Genomic DNA, 25,086 nt, shown 5'->3' with positions numbered 1-25,086 from the left:
GAAATATTGAGGATTCTCACTTTTTCGGTATACCCCATAACAAAGAATGGACAACTGAAAACCACTAACAAAATGAAAGCCCAGCCCTCAGGATGAGGCCACTTGGGTGTACAATAAGGATAAAATCAGATGCGTTTCACTTTAACTACGTTGGCCGTCTCGGTCGCGCTTGTCGCCGGATGCAGCAATCAAGGAATCCCCAGCATGACTCAATACTCCCAAACACAGATCGTTGCTCAACAAACTCAAGCTCCAGTTGCGAAAAAAGTCCCTCACGCGATGACTATTCATGGCGATACCCGCGTTGATAACTACTACTGGATGCGTGACGACGAACGTAAAGACCCTGAAATTTTACAGCACCTAGAGACAGAAAATCAGTACGCAGAAACCGTTCTAAAGCACACTGAAACACTTCAAGATACGCTATTTGAAGAAATTAAAGGGCGCATCGCAAAAGACGACAACTCAGTACCGGTTCGTAAAGGCAACTACTTCTACTCCAGTGAAGTGACCGGAGATAACGAGTACGAAGTCCATTTGCGAGCTAAAGACTTTGCAGGCAAAGACAAACAAATCATTTTAGATGTCAATGAACTAGCAAAAGAACATGAATTTTTCAGTATCGGCGGCCTATACGTTAGTCCGAATGAAAACTTATTGGCGTATGGCGAAGATACATTAAGCCGCCGCGTGTACACCCTTAAGATCAAAGACCTGACAACAGGCAATTACCTACAAGATGAAATCGAAGGGGCCTCAAGCGCTGTCGCATGGCAGAACGATAACAACGCCTTTTACTACATCAAAAAAGATCCACAGACCTTATTGGGCTACCAAGTTTATCGTCATGTATTGGGCACACCACAAAGCAGCGATGAGCTGATTTTTGAGGAAACCGACAGCGCCTATTACACCTCACTAAGCAAAAGCAAAGATGGCGAAGATATTTATATCTGGCATTCGAGTACAGAAACCAGTGGGGTCTCTATTATTGATGCGAACAACCCTAAAGCAAAGGCGAAACCGTTCTATCCTCGTGAAGATGGCATTGAATACAGTATTTCTAAGCTAGGCGATTGGTACTACATTTATACTAACTATCAAGCCGTCAACTTCCGTTTGATGAAAGTTCATCAAAATGACATGCATGACCGCTCTAAATGGCAAGATGTGATTGCGGCAGACAACAACACTCAACTTGTCGACTTCGAGTTATTCGATGATCACATCGTCTATGAGCAGCGCTCTAACGGCCTAGCAAGCGTCACTGTACGTCAGCTTTCAACAGGAAAAGAATTCCCCCTCACATTTAATGACGATGCGTTTGCTGCCTATTTGACAGGTAACCTAGAGCTGGATAACGAGAAAGTTCGTATTTATTACAGCAGTTTAACCACTCCAGGAACCTACTACGATTTCGATCTAAAAACGGGCGGGTCAGAAGTCATGAAGCAAACACCTGTACTTGGTGATTTTAATCCTAACAATTACCAATCAGAACGCATCATGGTCACAGCCCGTGACGGTAAAGAAGTACCCGTTTCTTTGGTGTATCGTAAAGACTTATTTAAGAAAGATGGTACAAATCCACTCTACCAATATGGTTATGGATCTTATGGCGCAACCATTGAGCCAACTTTCCGCTCGACACGTTTGAGTCTATTGGATCGCGGCTTTGTTTACGCCATTGCTCATATTCGTGGATCTGAAATGCTTGGCCGCCCTTGGTATGAAGACGGTAAAAAACTAACCAAGCAAAACACATTCAACGACTTTATTGATGTCACTAAAGGTTTGGTTGAACAAGGCTATGGCGCTAAAGATAAAGTCTTCGCTGTTGGTGGCTCTGCAGGAGGTCTCTTAATGGGGGCTATCATCAACCAAGCACCAGAACTGTACCGCGGCATCGGTGCACATGTTCCGTTTGTGGACGTGGTAACCACTATGCTCGATGAATCAATTCCATTGACCACCAATGAGTATGATGAATGGGGTAACCCAAATAACAAAACATACTATGACTATATGTTGAGTTACTCGCCTTACGACAACATCAAGGCGCAAAACTACCCGAACATGTTGGTAACGACTGGCTTGCACGACTCTCAAGTACAGTACTTTGAACCAATGAAGTGGGTCGCCAAACTTCGTGAAATGAAGACAGACGATAACGTCTTGTTGTTCAAAACCGATATGGAAGCCGGACACGGCGGCGCATCTGGTCGATTTAAGCGCTTAAAAGAAGATGCGCTAGAGTATGCCTTCTTCCTCGATTTACTCGATAAAAAATAAGCGTATTAATAGAACTGTATCTCTAACAACAAAAAATGCCCGCAACTTGCGGGCATTTTTATAGACGCACTCTCTAAACAAAGAGTGGGGTTACCTAAGCACAGAATGACTAGCGTCTCTTATAGCCAAAGGATAGCAGAAAGAAAAACGCCTACTCACAACGAGTAGGCGTTAACACAATAAATGTGTTTAGGCAGTAGAAACTGGCCTATTTATTAGAAGTAGTAACGAGCACCTAGAGTCCAGTAGTCGTTCTCTTCATTGTTGTAGTCGTTACCTAGATCAAACTGGTAAGCTGCAAACGTTACGAAAGCAGGAGTTACAGCGTACTCTGCTTGTAGCGCAGTTTCGCTTGAAACTGTCTTATTGTCTTCTTCGTCTTCTACGCCTTCGTAGTTAACGCTGAATGTCCAATCGTTTACGCCGTATGCCAAAAGAGCTTCAAGTTGAGAAGTGTCTTTACGCATTTGGTAAAAGTACTCGTTCATACCGTATACTACTGCTGCGTATAGACCTGAACCGTACTGACCGTAGTTTACAGAGAATAGGTGTGATTCAGCGTTCTTAGTACCTAGAGTCGCGTTTTTAACATCACCACCGCTGTATACGTAGCCTAGACCAAAGCCAGCTACAGAACCGCTCAATGCAACTTGACCACGTTGCTCGTATGTTGTTGCATCTGAAGTTTGCTCACCTTGCCAACCTAGACCTAGGTTGAAAGCAAAACCTTCACCAAATTCAAACCCTTTACGGTAGCTAAGCATTTTATCAGCACGAGCTGAGCCTAGGTTGCCGTGGTTGTCGTACAAAAAGTCGTTCGCAAACGCGATTGGTAGATCCGCAACGCCAGCGACATCGTAGTAAGGTGACCATTGAGTACCTGCTACTAAACGGCCAAACTGCTCATGAGTAGCACCGATGTAACCTAGACGAGTTTTGAATGACTGTTCACCACCATTTAGGTAGTTAAGCGCCCATTCACCTTTAGCGTCGATAGTAATACCGTTGCCAATGTCTTTCTTACCCGCAACGTTAATACGCGGAGACACTTGGTGAACTTTTACATCTTCTTCGAAATACTCACCCACGCCAACTGAAACGTGACCGCCGATCGATAAAGATGTACCATCGCTGTTGTAAACTTCTGCTGCGAAGGCCTGTGAACCACATGCTAGTGCCGCCACTGCAACGGCTAGAGTTTTCATTTTCATTGTTAACATCCGTATAGTTGTTTGTACCGGTTCGCTTAGAAACAGATTAAATCCGAATCAATCGCAACGAACACATAACAAAGTAGTAATGAAATAGAAATGAAACAAACACTTTCTTATGCAACCAGTGGTATTAATGCTCACATTTTGAAATGGATCACAAAAAAATAGGGAACTTTTCACTCCCCATCATAAAATCTGTGGCTTTTTACGTGTCACATCTCCCAACGTGCGAGTGGCTTCTCAGTTTTGATACCCTTACTGCCCCAGCGGTCAATAACATCAATTTGCAGTATGCGGCTCGGTTTAATAAGCGATGTCAAGGTTTTCGACGGTCGTTTATCCGTCACCAACCATAGCGTTTTATCTTGTTCAAACTGAGCTTTTAAAGATAATTTGTCTTCTTCTGTCCACTCGAGTTCCGGCTTAAATTCGCGCCCAACCACAAACAATTGGTTGCCAGAGGCAAAGTCCTCTAGTGACTCACTCATCAGTACCACTGAATCGATGCCTTTATCGAAGATCTCTGCCTGTTGTTGGTTGATCAGTTCACGCACATTGAGCATAAGAGCCTGTTGATTCGTTTGAATCGTCTTTTGGTGTTCAGGATATACACGTTGTAGATCCTCTCCAACAATACCCGCCATTCGGATTAAGTTTGTAGGGTTCAGCCATGCGTACTTCGATGTTGACCCGTTTTCCAATGTCAGTACTGCAACTCCTTGAGCTCTAGGAGAAATGGCCTGCGATGCATCGATTTCAATCAAGTGAATGTTGCCCTGTCGAGCGTAAACATAAGTCGGGTCTTGTTTCCAAATCGCACCAAGAGTAATAGCAACCGTCGCGGCTTGACCCGCTTGCTTAACTTGCTCTGTACCTTTATTTGCGAACCAGTTCTCAAGACGCTCAACGCCGTAACGCTTTGGAGGCAGATACTGAGTCTCTATCCCTGTACCTTTCATGAGTTGCTCAGACAACATGTACGTGACGGGAGTGCTGGTTAAAATGTCTTTGGCGCTTGCCAACGATGGAAGTGTTGTCGCTATAACCAAACCAAAAGTTATCGCTAATTTTTTTATCTTCATGTTCATTACTTTATAAAAAGGGTTACGCTTTTTGGATAATTCGGTAAACCGTTGCTGTTAGGAAAAATGCCGCAGAAACAATGATGATGGATGCGCCTGATGGCACTGGTAGCTCAAGCTCCATCGGCAGTATGGTTCCTACTAAACACGCAATGGTTGCCAATAAAGAAGAAAGGAGAACAAAACTGCCCATGCGTTTAGTCAATAACCGAGCCGTTGCACCAGGAATCAGTAGCAATGCACCAACCAATACAGCGCCAATAATCTTTACCGCGGCGATGGTGACCAAGGTGATCATCATGACAAATAAGTAATCATAAAAGCTGGTATTAAAGCCGCGTACACGTGCAATATCCGGGCTAATACAAGTCAGCAAAATGCGGTTAAACGTTGGAATAAGAAGCAGTAATATGATCAAACAACTGATCGCTAAAATAAGGATATCGTTGTCCGTCACAGTCAAGATCGAGCCAAACAACACGTTCTCCAACATGTGAATGTTGATCTTGCGAGCAACGTACATTAACAGCGCAGCACCAACCGCTAACGCTAGTGCAAGAAAAACCCCAACCAGTGTGTCGTAAGGTACATTCGTACGATTACGAACAAAGTGAAGCAACAGCGCAAAAATCATACAAAAGCTAAACAATCCGATGATCGGATTCTCTGGCGGCTCACCGAGCAACACACCAATCGCGATTCCGGTAAGCGCAGCATGCCCAACCGCTTCAGAGAAAAAAGCCAGTCGCTTGGCGATGACTAATGTACCAAGACCACCAAGTAATGGTCCTAATATCAGCGCTGCAACAATTGCGTTCACCATGAAAGCATAAGAAAAGCTATCGCTTAACCATCCAGCTTCAACGCCGCTAACCGCTAACTCTCGCAACCAATCCATTATGCAGCCTCCACTTTTGCTGTGTAGTGCTTGAATAATGTTTCTATACGATCAGGACTTAGTACATCTGAATGGTGCCCTGACGCCACAATTTGACGATTTACAACATGGACCTGCGCATCTAAACGGCGCACTGCGGTCACGTCATGGTGTACTGCCAGTACCGTTTTGCCTTCTCCAACGACTTCATGAATCAAACCTTCAAGATATCGAACACCTTGCTCATCCATGCCAGTTGTAGGTTCGTCTAAAACCAATAAATTGGGCTCATCCAGTAAAGCTTGCGCAAACAAAACACGCTGTTGCTCACCGCCAGAGAGTTGCCCCATACGACGGTCGCTACGCGTTGCCATACCCACGCGATCCAGCTGGGCCAGGGCATGTTGAGTTTGTTTCGTTTTACGTCGCCAAAATAGAGGGATACGGGTTTGGTTAAGCAGTACAAAATCCATCACGGTTAACGGGAGGCTTGCTTCAAACATCGCTTTTTGTGGCACATACCCTATCTTCCCCGATGCAGCTGATGGCTCTGGCCAATTGAGTGCAATGTTTCCCGAAAACGGCGTAAGTCCAAGTACCGAACGAAGCAAAGAAGTTTTCCCACCACCATTCGGTCCCATAATCACGTGACATTTCGCGTTCTCGAATTCGGCGCTGATATTCTGCAAAATGATATTGTCGGCGTATTTTAGGCCCACGTTACTTAAGGAAACGGAAGGTCCAGTCATTACGCCTTTTCCCCTGCTCGCTTACTCGCCACAAATTTCATGGCTTCGATTAGTGTTTCCACATTATCTCGCATCTCAACCTCGACTTTATCAGCCTCATACTCACCGTGAGTCATGTGAGAAAAGCGATAAAGCTGCACCCCGGTCGCCTCTTCGATGGTATCAACAAAGCGATTCGGCATATTGAGCTCATAAAACAGAACATCAATGCCCGATTCACGAATTTTCTCTATCGTTTCCTGTAGCTGACTTGCACTTGGTTCTACACCATGAGCAGGCTCAATGACAGCGGCAACGTCAACACCAAACTCCTGAAGGATATATCCGTAAGCATTGTGGGTTGTCGCCACCTTCATACCAGCCGTGTCCAACTCACCAAGAGACAACATTGCATCACGCTTCATCAGGCGAAATGTTTTCGCGTATTTACGAGCATTTTGGCGATAGAACGTAGCATTGTCTGGGTCCAATTGGCTTAGCTCACTCGCGATGGTGTAAACCTTTTGAATGGTTGTTGATAGACCGACAAAGGTGTGAGGGTTCACTGCTCCTTGACCAACAGACTGCCCCATAGCGGGCAATAAAGGCACTTCTTTGTTCGCTTCTATAACCACGAGATCATCACGCTGAGAAGCCTTGATCACTTTCAGTGCAAAATCGTCATGACCAATACCATTGATCACTATTACGTCCATTTCATTTAAGCGCTTAAGATCATTAGGTTGTGGCAAATAGTTGTGAGGATTAAAACCAGCATCAACCAAAGGAACGATGTCCGCCTTCTCACCAACAACGGCTTTAACATAGCTGTAATAAGGTTGAAGCGTAATACCAATACTGAGTTTATCGGCAGCAAAGCCAGTAGAAGACACCGTCAATAACGCGGTGGCTGTAAGAATACGACGTAAAAGAGAGCGTTTGATCATAGTACTTATCAATTATGTTGTCTTAATGGGCGTGAGAATGAGAGGAAGAGTCTGACAGAACGATTTGTTTCCACCCGAAATCGTGGCGTTTAGCTAGATCGCTTAGTCCCTCCACATTTAACGAACGGCTAGAATCATTAAACCAAATATCAGCTTGAGAACTGCGGCTATCCAACAGCATGGAAGCAGAGCCTTGGGCACTGGTCTTCACGCCAATGTAGACACCGTCATCAATTCGTTGCCACTGATGAGAACCTTTACGCTTCCAGTTTTGGTCTTTCACGAACGGAGCAATCCAAAGCACCTCCATATCAGAGATCTCAGGCCAAGTTCCGGTATCTAACTGCAAATCACGAATCTCTTCATGAGCGAGCTTAAGCTCAGCGATCAACCCCAACTCATTTTGATGTAAATCCGTGATTAACACTTGATGAGACTGCATGTCTGGCTTTTCAGTCGCGACCTGATGGTAGGGCATAAGTATGGCTGCTGAACTGAGAATTGCTGCGATTGTCAGTGCGACCCACTTTCCTTCTCGGTTACCATCATCAGGGCGAACTTTCTGTACACTCATTTCTCTTTCAGCTCAACGATATCCACTTCCACCGGGCTTTCATGTCCGGCATCAAATACCAAATAGAAATCTGTTTCAGGGTGAGTAAATTCTGCGATGGAACGCTTATCTGTTTTTTCTTTGGCGATCAGATTGTCGTCGTAATCGTACATTTCGACATCGTAGTCGACCGCTGTCGATCCATCCGAGTAGCCCGCTTCACAAATCACTTTATCTTGCGCCAAGTGACAGCTCATCAGAGGAAAATGTGCAGCAGCGTGAAAGGACGCAAATCCAGAAAAAAGCAAAACCGCTTTTAGAAGAGAAGTGTTATTCATGATAATTCCAAAATGGCCCAGCAATTGCTGAGCCTAATTCGATTAGTTAAGTTGAGTTTCAAACGTAAGGTGAACATTGGCACTCGCTTTATCCGCCAATGGATTATCTTTTAATTCACCTTTGTAGTTCGCTTTCATTAAGTAGCGCCCGGCGACTTCTGGCGTGAAGATCACTTTGCCATCTTTATCGCTCACCACATCGATTTGTTCTTGATGGTTTCGGTACATGGTACCTTCACGTGTAATCTCAGCAGTAACGCCCTCTTGTGGCTCTCCGTTAAAGAAAAACTGGAAAGTCACAGGCTCACCTTCAATGATGTCCGATGGATGCGTGATCGGTTTCATCTCCAGCATTTTGCCTTCAATCTCCAACGCTTTGTCCGTTGGCATACCAACCGTAATGTAGCTTTCTGCTCGGGTGTAACTTAGTTGAGTAACCACATCACGCGCTTGCTCAGGAAGCACGTCACCACGCTCAGCTTTGTTTGCTCGCGCCCATTTCACCGTATCACGACGGCCCGCTTTGTATTGTGTGTAGTAGCTCGGCTGATTATTAATCGCGACTTTGTGCGTGCCTTCTTCTGTAAAAAAGAAATCAAACATAGAGCGACGCTTGCCACGAACAACAAAGTTAGGACGCTCAGAGCGACCATCCGGCATCACCACAAATGCCTGATCACTACCCGCAGGCTTATCAAAAACAAACGTTCCGTGAGAGGCAGTAACATCAAATGTCAGCCAGTCACCGCCTTCTTTAGAAACCGTAAAGTGAGAGGGCAGAACCCAACGTGGATGTGCTTGTGCGGTGGTGGTTACAGCCAATCCCATTGCCATTACACTCGCCAATGCCACTGCTTTCATTTTGGTTTTCATTGTTGTGTCCTTTAATCACTTAACTTGATAATTGACGGTGATGACACCCGTCTCTTGTGTTGGTTTAAGCTCATAGCGCACGTCACTGTCCGCTAGCGTTATTTTTTGACGTAAGTAGTTTCGCCCACCGTGTTCACGAACGACTTCGACGTACAACGTGTAATTTCCTTGTTCCAAACGCTCCCCTGAGTCATTGGTTCCATCCCAGACAAAGCGGTATTGACCAGCAGGACGTGTTGCAGAAGTCACCGCATCAACAAGTTCACGATCATAACGACCCGCTTTTCTCCACCAGCTGCGTAGATCTTTTAACCATTCGTCTTTCCCTACCCATAACTGAATGGTTTTAACCGGTTTACGCTGATCGTTTTCAACCCAAACCGCCACATAAGGGCGTGCATACATTGAGGTATCTATCTTTGGAAGTTCGAGTTCGAAGTCGACCTTCGCGTTATCTGGTAGAGGCGCCGCGGAAAGAGAGAAAGGAGTAAAAGCCGCGATCAAAGCGGCTTTACAAAAGTGATTACGGCGGAAAAATCTTCCTGTGTTCAACATAAGTGTTCTCTAAAAAAGCTGTTATGGAACAGCAACAAAATAAATTACGAGCGACAGTAACGTACCAAAGCTCATCCATTGCATTGACGTTCTGAGCGTCTTCTTCTTAGGCAGTAACAAGCACACGCCTGTAAGAACAAAAAACACCATCAAAAGCGCAGTGACGTCGATAAACCACTTCCAAATCCCACCACTGTTGCGTCCTTTATGTAGATCGTTCAGCAGCGCAACAATACCGTAGTGCGTCGTTTCGACGTCTGCCGCACCAGTAGTCATATCAATAAAGACCGTAGCGTTATAACCCGGGCCTTTAAAATCCATAGAAAGCTCTCCGAGTAACAACTCACCTTGCTCAACTTCGGTATACACATCTAGTGCGGAGGGAGTGCCGCGAAGCTCGGTTTCTTTAGTCAAGAAAGCTACCAGTTCTTCACGATTAGGTTGAAAGGTATCTGAATGTGAGAATAGAACTGAGTGCGGAACCGTCAGAGTATGTTGTTGAATGATAGGTTCACTGCGTTCAAACAATTCGGGGCGATTGAGGGTAATACCAGTTACTGCAAAAAACAGCGTAACTAAGAGAAGAGCCATCGAAATATAGATATGTAGGCGGCGAGCCCAAGTTTGAACACCTTTGCTTTTAAGCAACATAGAAACAATCATCACCAATAAATGTGGGGCATAATTTAGGTGATAATCATTCGTATTGGCATTTAATTTACATTGTTTACTTTAAACAAAAAAATACCCGAGACTGAGCTCGGGTATTTAATAAAAATGTTCGCTATGAGTTCTGCGTCGATTCTACTTTGCGTAGCTGTGATAGATACTTAACCCAACTCTTTGCCTGATTCGATGGCTTAATCTCATTCGCTCTTTTGGCATTAGCGAGCGCATCGTCAAACCGCTTAAGTTTGTAGTAAGCGCGAGTTTTGATAAGTGCAACATCCGCTTTACGACCTCTGACCTTATCGAGCGCGGCAATGGCATCTTTATAATGGCCTTCTTGCACCAACAGTTGAGAATAGTTCCAGTAATACTGCCTATCTAGCTGAGCTGCAATACGCCAGCTATCAATAGACTCTTCCCACTCTTTTGCCATTTGCCAATACGTTGCTTGCTGAGCTTTTAGCTTACTATTCGAGTTTACATCCTCTAGCTCGTTCATCACCAACGCAGCTCTCTCAGGAATACCTCGTTTCGCGTACAATTGTGCCAGCAGCTTTAAGTCATCTTGGCTAAGTTGTAACCCTTTCAGTTTTGCCAACGCCAAAGAGTCTAGGGCACGTTTGTTGTCATCAACCCGTAGGTATAGAGCAACAAGCTGACGCCACCATTCAATTCGCTCAGGTTCAATCACGATTAAGCGTTTGATGGTCGAGATTGCCGGCTTCCACTTTTTCAGTTCTAGCTCAGCAGAAAGCTTTATCGACAATGCGCCAAGCTTGTCTGGCTGACCAAATTTCTCATAACGAGCCATTGCTGAAAGCACTTTTTGCCACTGACTCAGTTGATAATGAGATTGGGAAATACGCAGCCATAGCTCATGCGCTTTTTGACCTTTAGGAATGTTTTTGCTCAAGGCATAGTAATGAGGTAAAGCCTTAGAAAAACGTTGCTCGTTCAGCAGTATATCAGCCAACATTTTTCGGGTTTGCCATGCTTGCTCATCTTGTAGCAAACCACTATTGACTGCCAACTCAAGTTGCTTAATCGCCGCTTGAGTTTGCTCGTTCTGCCAGTAAAAAATACCCAACATTCGAGCGACATAAGCTTGGTCATATCCACGAGAAAGCTCCATAGCTTCAAGAGATGAAATCGCTTCTTTCAGTTTCTCTTCTTGAGCCAAATTATGTGCTCGTTGAACTCTCGCTGCGGTGTATTGGCTTAACTCACTGGCAATGGTTGAGAGTGCACTCAGGCTTAATACCGTACCGATTAAGAATTTTTTCATCATTTGGCTAACTTGAACTCCACTTTAGCGGTTTGTCCGAACTGCTCAATTGACACACCATCCTCAACTTTTGGCTGATACTTCCATTTTTTAAGCGCACGGATTGCTTCCCTTTCAAACATGCGCTCGGGCTCAGCCTCGATCACTTCAATATCTTTTGGTCGTCCAGTTGCATCGATCGTGAAACGCATAATGACATAACCTTCCACTCTACGTTTCAGCGCCTTACTTGGATAGCGAGGATCAACACGATACAACGGCAGTGCTTGCTGGTTGCCCATTGTTCCCTTCAAGTTTGGTGCACTAATCGCGATGCCTTCAAGGGCAGTGTTTAAACCTAAAGCACTGACTGGCGTCATCTGACTCATTGGTTCCATTTGAGTGTCAGCTTGAGACAGATCCATTGGCTCCGGCGCTTGAGGTGGTTCTGGTTGCTCCGGCACTGAACGTTGACGACGCTGCACGTCTGCTTCATTCTCTACCATCACCATATCAAAACGAACGGCTTCTGAAGTTTCTGGCGCACGCTGGTTGCCTTTATCAACCATCCACGCCATAAAGCTAAACAAGCTCACAGAAATTAACAGTGATGCTGGTAGTGCAAGTAACAGCCTGCCCATTAAGGTTTCTCCGCCGCCAATGCAATGTTCTTCACACCTGCCGCCTTTGCAGCGTCCATCACTTTCACGACAGTGCCATTGTAAGCATGCTCGTCAGCTTGGATAACTAACGAAGCATCAGGCTGATCAAGTAACAGGTGCTCAATAGAGGCCTCAACACGCTCAATATCAACCACTCGTTTGTCGATGTACACATCATTCGCTGCCGTTACTGCGATAAAAATGCCCGCGTCTTTTTGGCTTACTACATTAGAAGCCTGAGGGCGATTCACTTCTACACCGGATTCACGTACAAACGAACTGGTCACAATGAAGAAGATCAACATGATGAAGACGATATCAAGCATCGAGGTTAAATCGACTTGAGCTTCATCTTGTTGGTTAGGTCTGCGTCCGAGTCTCACTTTTGACTCCTTAAAGATTGTTCTAACTGGATAGCTTTTCGTTCACACACTTTGCTAAGGCGAGCATGAATAAACATGCCCGCAAGCGCTGCTACCATACCTGCCATGGTTGGCAGCGTAGCAAGTGAGATACCAGAAGCCATCAATTTCGGATTGCTGCTGCCTTGCGATGCCATTACGTCAAACACCGTAATCATGCCTGTCACCGTCCCTAACAACCCTAGCATTGGGCAAACCGCCACAAGTAGCTTAATAGTCGATAGGTTTTGGCGTAGTTCGATTTGCGCTTTTGCAATCCATCCTTCACGGATTTGATGCGCGTACCAAGAGTGGTGCTCTGATCTTGCGTGCCACTGCTCACAAAGCTGTTTTTTTACCCCAGGGAAAACCGTTGTGAGATAAATAACTCGCTCCATAACCAACAGCCAGCACACCGCCACGACGGCGGCCAGCCACCATAGGATTTGACCACCTTGCTGCATAAAGCTCATCAAGGTTGTGGCCCAATCCTCACTGATCAAACCCAATGTGCTGAGTAGGATCTGCTCCATTACGCTGCGTTCTCCGCTAAGGTGTTAGAGTGACTTTTGTTATTCGGCATATCACGCTCAGCTTGTTCTGCAACTAAACCGATGCCTTGTTTTTCTAAGATACTGCGAATATTTTCTGCTTGAGAGCTCAATACGTTGTGCGCTAATAGCAAAGGCATGGCTGAAACAAGGCCAAGTACGGTAGTCACAAGTGCCATCGAAATGCCACCCGCCATTACTTTCGGATCACCATTACCAAATTGAGTGATGACTTGGAAGGTTTCGATCATACCCGTTACCGTGCCTAGTAGGCCAAGCATAGGAGCTAGAGCAGCAAGAAGCTTAAGCATCGACAACCCTTTTTCTAGGTGGGTTTGCTCATCAACAACGGCTTCCAAAAGACGTAGTTCTAACGCTTCTACGCTGCGATGCTTGTCTTTCTGGTATACCGCAAGCACGCGACCCAAAGGGTTGTTTCCTGGCTGCGCTGGGGTTTTCAGTTGCTTCATGATTTTCTGGCGCGAAATCATCAGAGATGCACCACGTACGAGCGCAATCAATAGGCCGATAGCCAATAAACCAAGGATGATTTTGCCGACAACGCCACCCGCATTTAGGCGATCAGCCAAAGTCGGTGAGTTTGCGAGCTGCTCAAGAAGAATGCCACGTGACGGATCTATGACAAGCGCATCAATGTCACCAGAGGAAATAGTATTCGCTGTTGGACCGCTTTCAGGCTGACGAAGATAGTTTACCGCATCTCCGCGTTGACCATTCCACTTAACGTAGCCAGTGTCATCCAGCAGCGCCATAGAACCAAGACGAACACCACTAACCGTTTGTTCACGACCCTCGCCATTTAGCAGTGTGAAAGAGACGTTTGCCATTTCACCGCTTGCTTTGATTTGTTCTTCCATGCTGCGCCACATCGCCTGAAGTTGGGTCAACGTTGGCAGTGATTTAGCCGCAACAATAGCATCGATATCTTTCTGATATGAGTTTGCATCTACACCGGTTACTGAGCTTTTTAGCTCAGACTCTAGCTCTTTTGCGTTCTGGCGAACGACGCCAAATAACTCACCTAGGCTCCCGGTTTCTAGACGCAACTTTTCTTCTAGCTGTGCCAGTTCTGCTTCATTTTCACCGAAGGTAACACTTAATGAGTCCGCCTCTGCTTGAAGAGCAGCACGCTCTGCCACCAATTTATTCTTTATAGCCTGTAGGTCTTGCTCTGTTTGCTTAAAACCTGATTCACGCGCGACATTGTGCGATTGCTGTTGACGATTTTCTTGCTGCGCCTTTTGTAACAACGCATCACTAGCAAAAGTTGTATAAGGCATTAATGCGGCTGTCGAGATTAATGCAACCGATAACCATTTTTTCATCATTTATTTGCCCTCCGCAGCGGTTAACGACACTGGTAGAGTTAACATGCTCGGCGCGATCTGTTTATTCGCCATAGCGAACGCTTTGTCTAGCTCTGATTTTTGCTCAGAACCCACTTGTTGCCATGCTTGTTGTTGCTGTGACCAGCTCCAAAATGTGTCACCAGATAAGCTACGCGCTACCAAAGACAAACGCCCTAAATAGAGAATGTCCGCCTCCACAGCTTCATTGTCACCTAGGTTAATCTTGCCTTGGTAAACGCCAAGCTTGGTGCCGTAATCCATTTCAATTTGGTACGCTTCTAAAATACGACGAAACTTCTCTGCATCCGCAACGTCTGCACGCGTCATCATGGAATCCAGCTTTGCAATTCGCTCCTCACGTTGCGCTTTGCGTATAGGCTTGTCGTTAGCGACGAGCACTTTTAAGCCCTCAAGCATGTGATACATCAAAGGCACGACACCTTGACGAGTTTGAGCAATCTGCTCAATTTGCTCGTTCAAGCTATCAACTTCTTGATTTTGACTTTCAACAAGGCTTGCAAGATGATCGCGATAAATCTTCAAGTTACCGACTTCCTCTTGCAGCTGCTCAATTTCAGCTTCTAGAGTAAGTGATTTTTCTGCGCTTGCATCAATACGTTTTTGGCTTACCGCCGACGACTGGTTTGTTTTACTCTGCACAGCTTGTGCATCGTTTAAGTTCGCCGCGTGAGCGGGAATCAAAACCGATGATATCAACAGAGCGATACTTGATTTCATTAGATTCATACGAGTTATATTTCTGTGTTCCAAAAACGACCAAAGGGGAAGACTACCCTTCCCCTTTAATAATCAAATTGTTATCAGTACTTGAACTGGATTGTTGCCATGTAGTTGCGGCTTTCTCCAACCACAACCCCACTCGCACCTTTTTGCTCGCCATTCGTGCTACCACCACCTGCGAAGTAGTCGGTATCGAATAAATTCTCGACATTGAATCGAGCAATAATATCCAAGTTTTCATCGTACTTATGTTTGTATGACACGCCCATATCAACGCGAGCGTAGCCATCTTTCTTGAAGGTGTTCTGTGCATCACCGTAGCGATCACCTTCATAAATCAAACCAAGGTTTAAGTTAGTGTTGTCTTGAACCTTGTAGCTAGACCATAGACTTGCCGAGAACTCTGGCACGTCTACAGGGCGGTTACCTTCATATCTTTCTGCCTTCTTAAGCTCTGCATCCAAATACATTGCAGAAGCGGTTAGCGACAACTCTGGGGTCACAAAACCTTGAGCCATTAACTCAGCGCCTTTGTGAACTTGCTCACCACCTTGCGTTTTCTTGTGTAGGAGATTGCCGCCCGCGTCTTTGCCGCTTTCAACATCCAGCGAGATGTTCTCTAACGTGATATCAAACACAGCACCAGATACAAATAAACGCTGATCAAACAGTTCCCACTTCGTACCGATTTCATAAGAGATACCACGCTCAGCGTCGAGTTTCTCACCTTCATTGATGTAGGTACGACTACCGTTGCTGACTTCACCTTGAGGCATGAAGCTTTCAGAATACTGAACGTAAACCGAGCCATTCGTCGATGGGTGGAATATCACACCTAACTTTGGAGAAACTTGGTTTTCGGTCAGTTCATCATCACGCTTTTCGTCATAACGAACACCTGCAAGCACTTGCCAGTAATCATTAATCGTCATCATATTTTGCGCGTAGATACCCCAAGTATCGTACTCAGCTGTTGGTGATTTCCTCGAACTACTATAGCTAGGCTTAGGCACCGTTTCTCCTGGCGCAATACTCGCCTCATTATGAAATGCCATAAAGCGATCATAACTGTAATCTAAGTAGTTAGCGCCCACTAACAACGTGTTTTCCGTACCGAACAAAGTAAAGTCCGTCGTCACATCTATATATGCAGTATCAAATACCCAATTATCGGAGCGATCGTTGCCTCGATGCTTAATCGTATTTAACTCTTCATACTGATCAAACTTAGGGTAAGACTCTACATCAAAACGCTTAAAGTCTTGGCGGTTGTAACCTGCTTTTACGTTCACGTTATCCGTGACTTGCGCATTAATATCGACACCGTAGTTTTCTACTTCGTTATCAATTTCAGACCACTGCGCATCCCAAATGTACTTATCACCGCGAACCGCTTTGCCATCAACAATGTATGCGCCAGAGTCCACGCTACCGTCGTCTTTCGTGCGATCGTAATGAGCCGATACCATAAAGTTGTCGGTGATATCGTACTCAACCACTAGGCCAGCTACCGTACGATCTGTTTTAGGCTCAGTGCCATCACCGTACCTGCGCCAAGAGCCGTAGCTTTCTTTGGCAAAAATTGCGCGCGCTCGCAGTGTCTCTGCATCATTTAGCGCGCCACTCACATCAAGCACAGTGCGTGAGTGATCATTCGAACCTAGATCTTGACTCAAACTTGCTTGTGTTTGAGTTGTTGGTTTTTTCGAAACCATGTTTACCAAACCACCCGGCTCAGATTTACCGTATAGCAGACCTGATGGACCTTTAAGCACTTCAACACGCTCTAAAAGCTCAATTGGCTGACGGTAGTGTGACCAGTGTTGACGACCATCACGAAGAAAACCGTCTGAACTGCTAAGTTCAAAACCACGTAGAGAGAAACGTTCGCGGTTACGGCTTGTACCACCCGCGCTAACACTTGCATCGTTACGTAGCACTTCACCAAGTGTACTTGCACGCTGCTCATCAATTACCGTTTCATCGATAACCGCTACTTGTCCCGGCGTTTCCAGCTGCGTCATTTCCATGCGCATTGCTGTACTGTTTGTATCTGCCTTGTAGCCGAACTCTCGACCTTCTACAACTACATGTTCGTCTGTTTGAACTTCCGCCACTGCAGGTGTTGCTAACACTGCACCGATCACTAACGCCAAATGGCTCTTAGTAAACATATCCTTTCACTCCGATTATTATTTTTCGGGTCACATACTTGTTGAATGCGATTCCCTCTTAATTATTTCGCGGGTGAATATAAGTGATAAGTATTACCATTTGCATTAAATTTACATTCTTTGCATTTGCAAACTTTTGTAAAGTACTCTCTGATGATGCGCCATGATAATGTGACATTAATCACAAAAAATACAACTTAATCATACTTATTGTTTGAACACTAAAGTAACCCTCAAACCACCTTGCTCACGGTTTTTCGCCGTGACTGCTCCACCCATAATACGCATGGATTCTTTGACAATCGCAAGACCTAAACCGTAGCCACCAAGCTTTTTATCTCTAGAAGCATCTAAGCGTGTAAACGGATCAAAAATATCGACCAGCTTGTTCTCTGGAATACCAGGCCCATTATCAGATACTGACATGGTGGTGAATTGCTGCCCTTCTTTGACATAATTTTCCAGAGAAACTTCTATCTGAGATGCTTGTCCTGAATATTTAATGGCATTACCAATAAGATTGTTCAAACAACGAATGACCAGCGTTTCTTCACAAATGGCTTTAGCACATACAGCTTCTGAGCGGAAAGACAACGTCTGTTCTGACTTCAAATCTATTTTGCAACGTTCTACTTGCGGGGAGAGCAAAACTTCTAAATCACAGCGTTTCGTGGCTTTGTCGAAGCGCGCATTTTCCAAGCGACTGAACTCCAATATATCGCTGATCAAATGGTTTAGCTCTTTTGCTTCATCTTCTAGCCTTGTCACTAGGCTTTGCTCACTTTCTCCAACACGCTTTCGCAAAAGATGCAGAACCAAGTTCTGCCTCGCTAACGGCGTTCTCAATTCGTGAGAGACATCTCTTATAAGCAGTCGCTGCTTTTCAGCGAGAGAATGAATCTGTTGCGTCATGTGATCGAAGTCTTGCGCTAACTCGTTAAACTCACGCGTGCTCGACTTCAGCTCTTTCACGACACTGACATTAAAATCGCCATTAGATAGCTTTTTGCTTGCTTCTCTCAATCGATCCAATGGTTGCTGTAAGTTACGTGCCATTAGCAGTGAAAAGAGCGCCAAAATAACCACTGCAATCACGACTTTGAGAATAGAGAAATACAGAATGAAGTCATTTGCAGGGTGCAGTCGATGTGGCAACTGAATCACTAAAGTATTGCCATGAACTAAAGGAATATTGATGATGGGGCGATTCACTTTCCCCTCAAGTTGATCATCAATGCTTCTCTTAAATTGAAGTTTGAACTCGAAGTGCGGATGCATCAGACGGTGCGTAACTGGTTGCTGATGTTCATTCAACACAAATAAATAAAAGTTTTGCGCATTTGCCCAGTCAGCAAGTTCGTCCATGTCTCCGTGCTCAATCAATACATTGGCTTGATGTGCAAGGTCTAGCATTTCTTCTCGCACACTATCGGGCACTTTCAACATGGCTTTCACCAGAGCTTGTTCCGCTAAGGATTGCACGACCAAAATACTAATGACAATTGCGGTCATGCAACTAAATAACTTGAACGCTAAGCTATCTTTACGTTTTGCAATAAAAGGTGGACACCGGAGCTTCATTAACGGTTTACAGCCTCTAAATAACTGTAACCTTTGCCACGGAAGGTTTTGATATGTTGCTTGGAAAGCCCCGCTTCAACTAACTTGCGACGTATGTTACTGATGTGCATATCAAGGTTGCGATCAAAAGGACTCAGCTCTTTCTTTAACACTTCAGTTTGAAGCTCTGCTTTTGAAATCACGACTCCTTGGTTTTTTACCAAGTAGCTCAATAGTTCAGCTTCCGTACTTGTGAGGGGTAAGCTATTAAGCTGGTCACTGATCGTTTGAACGGTACTACACATCGTCTGACGTTGACGTTCCAAGCCAACACGACGAAGAATCGCTTTGATGCGCATTAGAAGCTCAGCGACATTAAAGGGCTTTCCGATATACTGATCGGCCCCCGCTTGGTAACCATCAAGCATCGAGTTTTCATCGTTGAGAGCGGTAAGCATTAGGATAGGTGTCGCGAAGCGCTGACAGATCCTACGAGCAACTTGCATACCGTTAAGGTTTGGTAACATGACATCAAGCAATACAAGATCTACAGGCGTTTTTTCCATATATTGCAGCGCACTTTCACCGCAATGTACAGAAGAGACGATGTAGCCCTCCTCTTGCAAAACCGCTTCTAACAGCTCACACAAAGGAACGTCATCATCGACTATCAAAACTCGTGACATTACCACTCACCATTCAAATAAAAATGGTTCGCATTTTATTACTCATTTACCAATTAAACAACTAACACTCTAATGCTTTAAGTCCACAGGACTCAGTCCAAGAAGCAGCAACGTGCCATTAGAGTTTAATGTTCACTTTTACTAAAGGTTCCTAACAATATGCACCTAGATATATCTTCATAGAAAAAACGAGTACAATCTGGCAACCGCAAAGCAAAAGATAAAGCGAATGGAAACGTTATTAATTGGTCACCGTGGCGTGGCAGGTTCATACCCTGAGAATACAAAAATAAGCATTCAAGCAGCCATTGACCTGGGATTAAAGTGGGTGGAAGTGGATATACAGCCTACCAAAGATAATGTTTTAGTGGTTTGCCATGATCATACCGTCAATCGATGCAGCAATGGACAAGGCCGTGTTGATGAGCTCACCCTGGAAGAGTTAAAAGCATTAGATTTCGGTAGTTGGTTTAGCACAGACTTTTCAGGCGAGAAGATCGTGACACTAGATGAACTGCTCACTTTAGCTACTGAGAATAAGCTTAACTTGAATATCGAAGTTAAAGTAGACAACCATCCAGCGGAAGAAGTGGCGCAGACTCTCGCCAATGCGTTAACAAAAAGTCCAATGCCGCAAGAGAATGTACTCCTATCGAGCTTTAGTCATGACGTCATTAGAGCGATGCACAAATACTGCAGTGGCTACCGATTGGGTGTGTTAAGTGAATTCTTTACGAGAAAAGATAAACGCCTTTTGGAAGAAGTTAGTGCCTATAGCTGCAACCTAAACATTAACTGGGTTCGTACTCGCCAGATAAACAAACTCCAACAAGCCGGTTACAAAGTGATGTGCTATACGGTGAACAATCCAAATAAACTGAAATACCTGCCTCAGTTAGACGGTATTTTTAGTGATCATCCACAGCGCTTTATGCCATAGCCTATAAGAGCCAGAACATTAAAGGGGACCTTTTATTACCACTCAATCTGAATTGGTGTCCCCATCTCGACAAGCTGGATAAATTCGTCCATCTCCTCGTTGGTAATCGCAATACACCCATTAGTCCAATCAAAACTTTGGATGTAAATCGGCAACTGACTCTCACCGTTTTTTAAGCCATGAATTTTGATGTTCCCTCCAGGGGACACACCTCGGCGCTTCGCTTCCAACGTATCAATCGCATCAGGGTAACTGATATGCACAGAACGATAAAAAGCAGAGTCCTCTATAACATAATCTAGAGTGTACTCGCCCTCTGGCGTGCGATTGTCTCCCTCTTCTTGTTTATGTCCTTGAGGGTTCGCTCCTAAAGCAATTCGGTATTCTTTTAGCACTGCTCCTTGTTCCATCAAATACATTCGACGCTTAGACTTGTCGACTTTAACGAGGTCAACAGCTGCGTGAGTGCCAGAAGCAAACACACAACACAAGAACATAGAGCACCATTTTACTGACATTGTCGTAACGCCTAAGCTAATAAAGTGAACAAGAAAAGAGCGATAATGCTAGTCAGTTAATGCTCGTAAAGCAAACAGTATCTAATGCGGAACCGTAAGATAGCACTCGCTGAAAGGCGTACTTCTTGTTGTTGTTTGATACAACAAAAGTCAAAGAGAAGATTTCTCTATTCATTGCGGCTAAGTTGCATTACTTTATAAGCATATTTATTTATAAAGTCCGCACTTTTTGAGAGGGAACCATGATTAACATTGCTTTTTTTAGTGCAAAATCCTACGACGAAGCCTCTTTTAATAAAATTAAAAATAACCGCGATTTTGAATTTCACTATCACGACTTCCGACTAACCGAAAAAACAGCCAAGATGGCACACGGCAGTGAAGTCGTATGTGCGTTTGTTAATGATGATCTTTCAGCTCCTGTCCTTAAACAGCTTTCTCTGGGCGGGACCAAGCTTATTGCTATGCGCTGCGCGGGATTTGATAAAGTTGATCAACAAGCAGCCAAAGAACTAGGTTTACAAGTGGTTCGAGTTCCTGCTTACTCACCAGAGGCAGTGGCAGAGCACACGGTTGGTTTAATGATGTGCCTAAACCGCCGTCTTCACAAGGCCTACCAACGGACACGTGACGCCAACTTCTCGCTAGAAGGTCTTGTTGGCTTTAACTTTTTCGGAAAAACCGTTGGTGTTATTGGTACGGGTAAGATTGGTATCGCGACGATGCGTATCTTCAAAGGGCTTGGCATGGAACTGCTTTGCTACGACCCCTACGAAAACCCATTAGCGCTAGAAATGGGAGCCCGTTACTGTTCGCTTGAAGAAATCTACGCTAATGCGGATATTATCTCTCTCCATTGTCCAATGAGTGAAGAAAACTATCACTTATTGAACGAAAAAGCCTTCGCGCAAATGAAAGATGGTGTAATGATCATTAACACCAGTCGAGGCGAGTTGCTAGATTCACTAGCCGCGATAGAAGCGTTGAAACAAGGTAAGATTGGTGCGCTTGGCCTAGACGTGTATGACAATGAAAAAGACTTATTCTTCCAAGATAAATCTAACGATGTCATTGTAGATGATGTTTTCCGCCGTTTATCGGCTTGTCATAACGTGCTGTTTACTGGCCACCAAGCATTCTTGACTCACGAAGCACTGAATAATATTGCCTCTGTGACGCTTGATAACGTCGAAGCCTTTTTCTCTGGTAACGTATCGGGCAATGAACTGATTAACTAAAGCCAGACAATCGAGAAGTATAGTAGAGCGTGTGATCTCAGCTATGCTATACTCCTCGACTATTTAAAATTTGAGCCAAATTACCATGAGCATAAAAACTGATATTCAAAAGCTGCACAACCGTTTAGATACATGCCAACGTAAACTTGATGCGGCACGTTCTCGTGGTGATCACGAAATGATTACAAAGTTCACGGATGAAGTAGAACAGCTGACCAAAAAGCTTAACCAGTTAAAGCACAAGCAAAACTATGAGCTGAACAAAGAACGTAAAAGCTTACTTGATATGCCTTTCTCTCGTGAAATCACCAAAGCAGAACAAGCGGACATCGGCAAACTGAAAAAACGTGTACGCGGCTTAGTAATCGTTCACCCATTAACAAAAGTTGGTAAAGAACTTCGCCTTGATGTGATGACAGGCTTTGCGCCAAAAGAGTTTTAAAACTCGCATTAACATTTATGGAGCCCAAGCATTTGCTTGGGCTTTTTATTTTGTACTGCTTCATTAGATTTCATCGAAATATCAATCCATAAGCTATTAAAAAGGCCAGCGACAAAAGCCACTGACCTATTTCGACCAATATCGTCCGCATTACATCTCAACGTTACGACAGTTGCTGCAACTTGTGCTCCACAACGGGATCATTCGGAACCAACTGCTGAGCGACTTCCAAAAGCTGTACTGCATCTTGCGGGTTGTCATACTCATGCTTAAGTGCAATATCAACAAGTGGCTGAATATCGATTTGCGCTTGATGCTCCTTCACATGTTCTTTCTTTTCTTCAATTAGTACATTATGAGCGGTACTCAGTAAGTTTAAACGATGCTGTGAACTCGCATTCGCCTTGTTAAGGCACTGATAGTAATCTTCTTTTAAGCGCAGCGTTTTGGTCTGATGACGAAACTGCGCTATATCTATCTTCTGATAACGTATAAAGTCTACGGCCACTTGCTTATAAAAACCGAATTTATTCAAATACGTCGCGTGGGTACCATGTCCCATCCCAAAGACTCTCAAGTGAGTGAGCTCTGGGTAGCGTTTGGCGTGAAGGCGGTCGATTTCATTAGTTGGATCATAAATGATGTAGCCTTTTGCATCGCCAAGGTCAAGGTCGTGATACTTTCCTTCCCAATCAAATTGTTGGGCTAGTTCAGTACTTGGCCTATCATCCCATGGCACCAAAACTTTGTTTTTTGTGCTGACCGGGTGAAACATCAATACTTGATCCAACTTTAATAGATTGGAAAAGGCACCAATAGCAAAACCACCGCGGCTAAGCCCATAACCTAAACGACATTCAAAAGGCTCAAGTAAAGTTGATAGCTGCTCTAGAAAGAAAATCAAATTACGGCTGCGAAACCAATTACTTTTCCCAAGGTGCTGAAATGAAATAATATTTACTTTTTGTTTCTGGGCTAAGCGATAGCCCCAAGGCGCAAAGTCTGAGTGTAAGTCCTGTACTTGTAGATTCGTACCAGCAGGGGAAAAGGTGAACAACAACGGTTTATTGCGGTCGACAAACTCATACTTAACAAATACATCATCAAGTAAGTCCTCCCCGGACATCGGTAGCCTGGTTTGCTGTTCTTCACGAGAAAGAGCCAGCCATTCATCCAACCAGTACAGTAACTTCATTAATCCTCCATCTAAATTGCGCCTAGCAATTGTGTTAAAAATCTAGTTTTTAGTGTGTGATCATCTCCCCCTGGTTACAGGGGACTCTGATATCAGTCCTCTTTTAAAACAAAGCGTGAATTTGCTTATTAAATTGGTCAATATCTAAGGTTTGATGGCGAACAAACTCCTGCGCCACCAGATTAAAAAATTCTAATTTATCTAATTGTGTGGATTGAGTGCCGTGTCCCATACCGACGACTTTTAAATGGGTAAGCTCTGGATAACGTTCAGCATGAAGACGATCAATGCGATTGGATGGGTCATAAATAATATAACCTTTGGCATTGCCCAAATCTCGATCATGGTAGCCGCTTTCCCAAGCAAACTGCTGAGCAAGCTCAGTACTCGGCCGATCATCCCAAGGCACTAACGCTTTATTTTTAGTGCTAACAGGATAAAACAACAAAAGATGTTCTAGTTTCAGCAAGTTAGCGAACGCGCCAATTGCAAAGCCACCTCGACTTTGCCCATAACCCAAACGACATTTGAAGGGATGAAGCAACTCAGATAGCTGCTCCAGAAAGAAAATCAAATTCCGACTACGGAACCAATTACTTTGTCCTAAATGTTGAAAGGCAATAATGTTTACTTTTTGTTGTATTCCGAGCTCGTAGCCCCAAGGAGAAAAATCCGGAGTTAAGTCTTGTACCTGCACATCAGTACCAGAAGGAGAAAATGTGAACAACAATGGCTTGTTAAGATCGACGAGTTCATACTTCACAAACACATCATCAAGTAAATCGTAGCCAGAGATAGGTAAAGCCGTCTCTTGTTCTTGTTGAGTAAGAGCTTGCCATTCATCTAACCAGTAAAGTAGCTTCATTTTTTCTCCAAGTACATTTGCAGTATTTAGACTGGGACTCTATCAAAATGCGTTTAAGCATCCCACGTTGAGACTTAACAAAGCTCTATTTGAAGCCCAAATGACACGTATGGAAATGTCTTCGATTGAAGGTATTACTGCGTAAACTAAACCCAATGTAGGTACGCAAAAACTTGGAGAAAGAGCTAGAGAAAAACCAATTAGAAGTTTCGATAACAGCGGTTAAAAAACAGCAGATACAAAAAAACCGCTGTAAGAACAGCGGTTTTTTTAAAAGTGGCGGAGAGATAGGGATTTGAACCCTAGATACGCTATTAACGTATGCCGGTTTTCAAGACCGGTGCTTTC

Annotated in this window: 26 protein-coding genes; 4 read left to right on the top strand and 22 right to left on the bottom strand. The window is 44.4% G+C overall.

Annotated features, from left to right (window positions below):
- Positions 1-129: 129 nt before the first annotated feature.
- Entirely contained in the window at positions 130-2,295 is a 2,166-nt protein-coding gene (locus tag R7M72_RS12480; protein WP_225455350.1) for a S9 family peptidase, read from the top strand.
- Positions 2,296-2,510: 215 nt separating this feature from the next.
- On the opposite strand, the gene R7M72_RS12475 is transcribed toward R7M72_RS12480, so the two are convergent.
- The 19 genes from R7M72_RS12475 to R7M72_RS12385 all read right to left on the bottom strand — a co-directional run bounded on the left by R7M72_RS12475 (position 2,511) and on the right by R7M72_RS12385 (position 19,540).
- A complete protein-coding gene (locus R7M72_RS12475; RefSeq protein ID WP_017635534.1) occupies positions 2,511-3,506 on the bottom strand; it encodes a porin in 996 nt (331 codons plus the stop codon).
- A 215-nt stretch (positions 3,507-3,721) separates the two neighbouring features.
- A complete protein-coding gene (locus R7M72_RS12470; protein WP_025768065.1) occupies positions 3,722-4,591 on the bottom strand; it encodes a metal ABC transporter solute-binding protein, Zn/Mn family in 870 nt (289 codons plus the stop codon).
- A gap of 22 nt (positions 4,592-4,613) precedes the next feature.
- Positions 4,614-5,489: a metal ABC transporter permease gene (locus R7M72_RS12465; protein ID WP_005393560.1), complete on the bottom strand. Its 876-nt coding sequence runs from the start codon at positions 5,487-5,489 to the stop codon at positions 4,614-4,616.
- Positions 5,489-6,217: a metal ABC transporter ATP-binding protein gene (locus tag R7M72_RS12460; protein WP_017635536.1), complete on the bottom strand. Its 729-nt coding sequence runs from the start codon at positions 6,215-6,217 to the stop codon at positions 5,489-5,491. Before R7M72_RS12460 ends, R7M72_RS12465 begins: the two co-directional genes overlap by 1 nt.
- Positions 6,217-7,143: a metal ABC transporter solute-binding protein, Zn/Mn family gene (locus R7M72_RS12455; protein WP_005374249.1), complete on the bottom strand. Its 927-nt coding sequence runs from the start codon at positions 7,141-7,143 to the stop codon at positions 6,217-6,219. The genes R7M72_RS12460 and R7M72_RS12455 overlap by 1 nt, the downstream gene beginning before the upstream one ends.
- A 22-nt stretch (positions 7,144-7,165) precedes the next feature.
- On the bottom strand, positions 7,166-7,717 hold the full coding sequence (locus R7M72_RS12450) for a DUF6162 family protein (RefSeq protein ID WP_005374250.1): 552 nt from the start codon (positions 7,715-7,717) through the stop codon (positions 7,166-7,168).
- Positions 7,714-8,034 (bottom strand): hypothetical protein, encoded by a 321-nt coding sequence (locus R7M72_RS12445; protein WP_005374251.1) that lies wholly within the window; start codon positions 8,032-8,034, stop codon positions 7,714-7,716. Before R7M72_RS12445 ends, R7M72_RS12450 begins: the two co-directional genes overlap by 4 nt.
- A gap of 42 nt (positions 8,035-8,076) precedes the next feature.
- Positions 8,077-8,907 (bottom strand): DUF4198 domain-containing protein, encoded by an 831-nt coding sequence (locus tag R7M72_RS12440; RefSeq protein ID WP_005374252.1) that lies wholly within the window; start codon positions 8,905-8,907, stop codon positions 8,077-8,079.
- A 15-nt stretch (positions 8,908-8,922) separates the two neighbouring features.
- A complete protein-coding gene (locus tag R7M72_RS12435) occupies positions 8,923-9,462 on the bottom strand; it encodes a DUF2271 domain-containing protein (protein WP_054576196.1) in 540 nt (179 codons plus the stop codon).
- Positions 9,463-9,483: 21 nt separating this feature from the next.
- Entirely contained in the window at positions 9,484-10,113 is a 630-nt protein-coding gene (locus R7M72_RS12430) for a PepSY-associated TM helix domain-containing protein (RefSeq protein ID WP_021035904.1), read from the bottom strand.
- Positions 10,114-10,246: 133 nt separating this feature from the next.
- On the bottom strand, positions 10,247-11,419 hold the full coding sequence (locus R7M72_RS12425) for a tetratricopeptide repeat protein (protein WP_017635539.1): 1,173 nt from the start codon (positions 11,417-11,419) through the stop codon (positions 10,247-10,249).
- Complete coding sequence (locus R7M72_RS12420; protein ID WP_203345256.1) at positions 11,416-12,036, bottom strand: energy transducer TonB; 621 nt, start codon at positions 12,034-12,036, stop codon at positions 11,416-11,418. Before R7M72_RS12420 ends, R7M72_RS12425 begins: the two co-directional genes overlap by 4 nt.
- Positions 12,036-12,440: an ExbD/TolR family protein gene (locus R7M72_RS12415; RefSeq protein WP_005374257.1), complete on the bottom strand. Its 405-nt coding sequence runs from the start codon at positions 12,438-12,440 to the stop codon at positions 12,036-12,038. Before R7M72_RS12415 ends, R7M72_RS12420 begins: the two co-directional genes overlap by 1 nt.
- Positions 12,437-12,991, bottom strand: a complete 555-nt coding sequence (locus R7M72_RS12410) for a MotA/TolQ/ExbB proton channel family protein (RefSeq protein ID WP_017819708.1) — start codon at positions 12,989-12,991, stop codon at positions 12,437-12,439. The genes R7M72_RS12415 and R7M72_RS12410 overlap by 4 nt, the downstream gene beginning before the upstream one ends.
- Positions 12,991-14,358, bottom strand: coding sequence for a MotA/TolQ/ExbB proton channel family protein (locus R7M72_RS12405; protein WP_042523423.1), 1,368 nt, complete (start codon positions 14,356-14,358; stop codon positions 12,991-12,993). Before R7M72_RS12405 ends, R7M72_RS12410 begins: the two co-directional genes overlap by 1 nt.
- Positions 14,359-15,126 (bottom strand): DUF3450 domain-containing protein, encoded by a 768-nt coding sequence (locus tag R7M72_RS12400; protein ID WP_005374260.1) that lies wholly within the window; start codon positions 15,124-15,126, stop codon positions 14,359-14,361.
- A 74-nt stretch (positions 15,127-15,200) separates the two neighbouring features.
- Positions 15,201-17,294, bottom strand: a complete 2,094-nt coding sequence (locus tag R7M72_RS12395; protein WP_064369508.1) for a TonB-dependent siderophore receptor — start codon at positions 17,292-17,294, stop codon at positions 15,201-15,203.
- A 207-nt stretch (positions 17,295-17,501) separates the two neighbouring features.
- On the bottom strand, positions 17,502-18,875 hold the full coding sequence (locus tag R7M72_RS12390; protein WP_064369509.1) for a sensor histidine kinase: 1,374 nt from the start codon (positions 18,873-18,875) through the stop codon (positions 17,502-17,504).
- On the bottom strand, positions 18,875-19,540 hold the full coding sequence (locus R7M72_RS12385) for a response regulator transcription factor (protein WP_005386018.1): 666 nt from the start codon (positions 19,538-19,540) through the stop codon (positions 18,875-18,877). Before R7M72_RS12385 ends, R7M72_RS12390 begins: the two co-directional genes overlap by 1 nt.
- 229 nt (positions 19,541-19,769) lie before the next feature.
- Here R7M72_RS12385 and R7M72_RS12380 point away from each other — a divergent pair, with 229 nt between their 5' ends.
- Positions 19,770-20,480: a glycerophosphodiester phosphodiesterase family protein gene (locus R7M72_RS12380; protein ID WP_005374268.1), complete on the top strand. Its 711-nt coding sequence runs from the start codon at positions 19,770-19,772 to the stop codon at positions 20,478-20,480.
- A gap of 35 nt (positions 20,481-20,515) precedes the next feature.
- On the opposite strand, the gene R7M72_RS12375 is transcribed toward R7M72_RS12380, so the two are convergent.
- A complete protein-coding gene (locus R7M72_RS12375; RefSeq protein WP_017819702.1) occupies positions 20,516-20,998 on the bottom strand; it encodes a murein L,D-transpeptidase family protein in 483 nt (160 codons plus the stop codon).
- A gap of 242 nt (positions 20,999-21,240) precedes the next feature.
- On the opposite strand from R7M72_RS12375, the gene R7M72_RS12370 reads away from it, so the two are divergent.
- Together R7M72_RS12370 and R7M72_RS12365 are read left to right on the top strand one after the other, a co-directional pair.
- Complete coding sequence (locus tag R7M72_RS12370) at positions 21,241-22,236, top strand: 2-hydroxyacid dehydrogenase (protein ID WP_064369510.1); 996 nt, start codon at positions 21,241-21,243, stop codon at positions 22,234-22,236.
- Positions 22,237-22,321: 85 nt separating this feature from the next.
- A complete protein-coding gene (locus tag R7M72_RS12365) occupies positions 22,322-22,678 on the top strand; it encodes a YibL family ribosome-associated protein (protein ID WP_005374274.1) in 357 nt (118 codons plus the stop codon).
- A gap of 163 nt (positions 22,679-22,841) precedes the next feature.
- On the opposite strand, the gene R7M72_RS12360 is transcribed toward R7M72_RS12365, so the two are convergent.
- Together R7M72_RS12360 and R7M72_RS12355 are read right to left on the bottom strand one after the other, a co-directional pair.
- Complete coding sequence (locus R7M72_RS12360) at positions 22,842-23,873, bottom strand: hypothetical protein (protein ID WP_005374275.1); 1,032 nt, start codon at positions 23,871-23,873, stop codon at positions 22,842-22,844.
- A 103-nt stretch (positions 23,874-23,976) separates the two neighbouring features.
- Entirely contained in the window at positions 23,977-24,738 is a 762-nt protein-coding gene (locus R7M72_RS12355) for a cytosolic protein (RefSeq protein ID WP_213870206.1), read from the bottom strand.
- Positions 24,739-25,086 lie beyond the last annotated feature (348 nt).

The organism is Vibrio sp. YT-18 (assembly GCF_033337345.1).
Taxonomy (GTDB): Bacteria; Pseudomonadota; Gammaproteobacteria; order Enterobacterales; family Vibrionaceae; genus Vibrio; species Vibrio alginolyticus.
The sequence above is the reverse complement of the archived record's forward strand: the minus strand, read 5'-3'. Positions and strand labels throughout refer to the sequence as shown.

Bases quoted from the DNA above. Each gene is read 5' to 3' on its own strand.
- R7M72_RS12365 (WP_005374274.1), top strand. From the start codon at position 22,322: ATGAGCATAAAAACTGATATTCAAAAGCTGCACAACCGTTTAGATACA.
- R7M72_RS12410 (WP_017819708.1), bottom strand. From the start codon at position 12,991: ATGGAGCAGATCCTACTCAGCACATTGGGTTTGATCAGTGAGGATTGG.
- R7M72_RS12425 (WP_017635539.1), bottom strand. From the start codon at position 11,419: ATGATGAAAAAATTCTTAATCGGTACGGTATTAAGCCTGAGTGCACTC.
- R7M72_RS12445 (WP_005374251.1), bottom strand. From the start codon at position 8,034: ATGAATAACACTTCTCTTCTAAAAGCGGTTTTGCTTTTTTCTGGATTT.
- R7M72_RS12435 (WP_054576196.1), bottom strand. From the start codon at position 9,462: ATGTTGAACACAGGAAGATTTTTCCGCCGTAATCACTTTTGTAAAGCC.
- R7M72_RS12355 (WP_213870206.1), bottom strand. From the start codon at position 24,738: ATGAAGCTACTTTACTGGTTAGATGAATGGCAAGCTCTTACTCAACAA.
- R7M72_RS12430 (WP_021035904.1), bottom strand. From the start codon at position 10,113: ATGTTGCTTAAAAGCAAAGGTGTTCAAACTTGGGCTCGCCGCCTACAT.
- R7M72_RS12480 (WP_225455350.1), top strand. From the start codon at position 130: ATGCGTTTCACTTTAACTACGTTGGCCGTCTCGGTCGCGCTTGTCGCC.
- R7M72_RS12385 (WP_005386018.1), bottom strand. From the start codon at position 19,540: ATGTCACGAGTTTTGATAGTCGATGATGACGTTCCTTTGTGTGAGCTG.
- R7M72_RS12450 (WP_005374250.1), bottom strand. From the start codon at position 7,717: ATGAGTGTACAGAAAGTTCGCCCTGATGATGGTAACCGAGAAGGAAAG.
- R7M72_RS12400 (WP_005374260.1), bottom strand. From the start codon at position 15,126: ATGAATCTAATGAAATCAAGTATCGCTCTGTTGATATCATCGGTTTTG.
- R7M72_RS12375 (WP_017819702.1), bottom strand. From the start codon at position 20,998: ATGTCAGTAAAATGGTGCTCTATGTTCTTGTGTTGTGTGTTTGCTTCT.
- R7M72_RS12470 (WP_025768065.1), bottom strand. From the start codon at position 4,591: ATGAAGATAAAAAAATTAGCGATAACTTTTGGTTTGGTTATAGCGACA.
- R7M72_RS12360 (WP_005374275.1), bottom strand. From the start codon at position 23,873: ATGAAGTTACTGTACTGGTTGGATGAATGGCTGGCTCTTTCTCGTGAA.
- R7M72_RS12390 (WP_064369509.1), bottom strand. From the start codon at position 18,875: ATGAAGCTCCGGTGTCCACCTTTTATTGCAAAACGTAAAGATAGCTTA.
- R7M72_RS12475 (WP_017635534.1), bottom strand. From the start codon at position 3,506: ATGAAAATGAAAACTCTAGCCGTTGCAGTGGCGGCACTAGCATGTGGT.
- R7M72_RS12440 (WP_005374252.1), bottom strand. From the start codon at position 8,907: ATGAAAACCAAAATGAAAGCAGTGGCATTGGCGAGTGTAATGGCAATG.
- R7M72_RS12395 (WP_064369508.1), bottom strand. From the start codon at position 17,294: ATGTTTACTAAGAGCCATTTGGCGTTAGTGATCGGTGCAGTGTTAGCA.
- R7M72_RS12420 (WP_203345256.1), bottom strand. From the start codon at position 12,036: ATGGGCAGGCTGTTACTTGCACTACCAGCATCACTGTTAATTTCTGTG.
- R7M72_RS12460 (WP_017635536.1), bottom strand. From the start codon at position 6,217: ATGACTGGACCTTCCGTTTCCTTAAGTAACGTGGGCCTAAAATACGCC.
- R7M72_RS12455 (WP_005374249.1), bottom strand. From the start codon at position 7,143: ATGATCAAACGCTCTCTTTTACGTCGTATTCTTACAGCCACCGCGTTA.
- R7M72_RS12405 (WP_042523423.1), bottom strand. From the start codon at position 14,358: ATGATGAAAAAATGGTTATCGGTTGCATTAATCTCGACAGCCGCATTA.
- R7M72_RS12465 (WP_005393560.1), bottom strand. From the start codon at position 5,489: ATGGATTGGTTGCGAGAGTTAGCGGTTAGCGGCGTTGAAGCTGGATGG.
- R7M72_RS12380 (WP_005374268.1), top strand. From the start codon at position 19,770: ATGGAAACGTTATTAATTGGTCACCGTGGCGTGGCAGGTTCATACCCT.
- R7M72_RS12370 (WP_064369510.1), top strand. From the start codon at position 21,241: ATGATTAACATTGCTTTTTTTAGTGCAAAATCCTACGACGAAGCCTCT.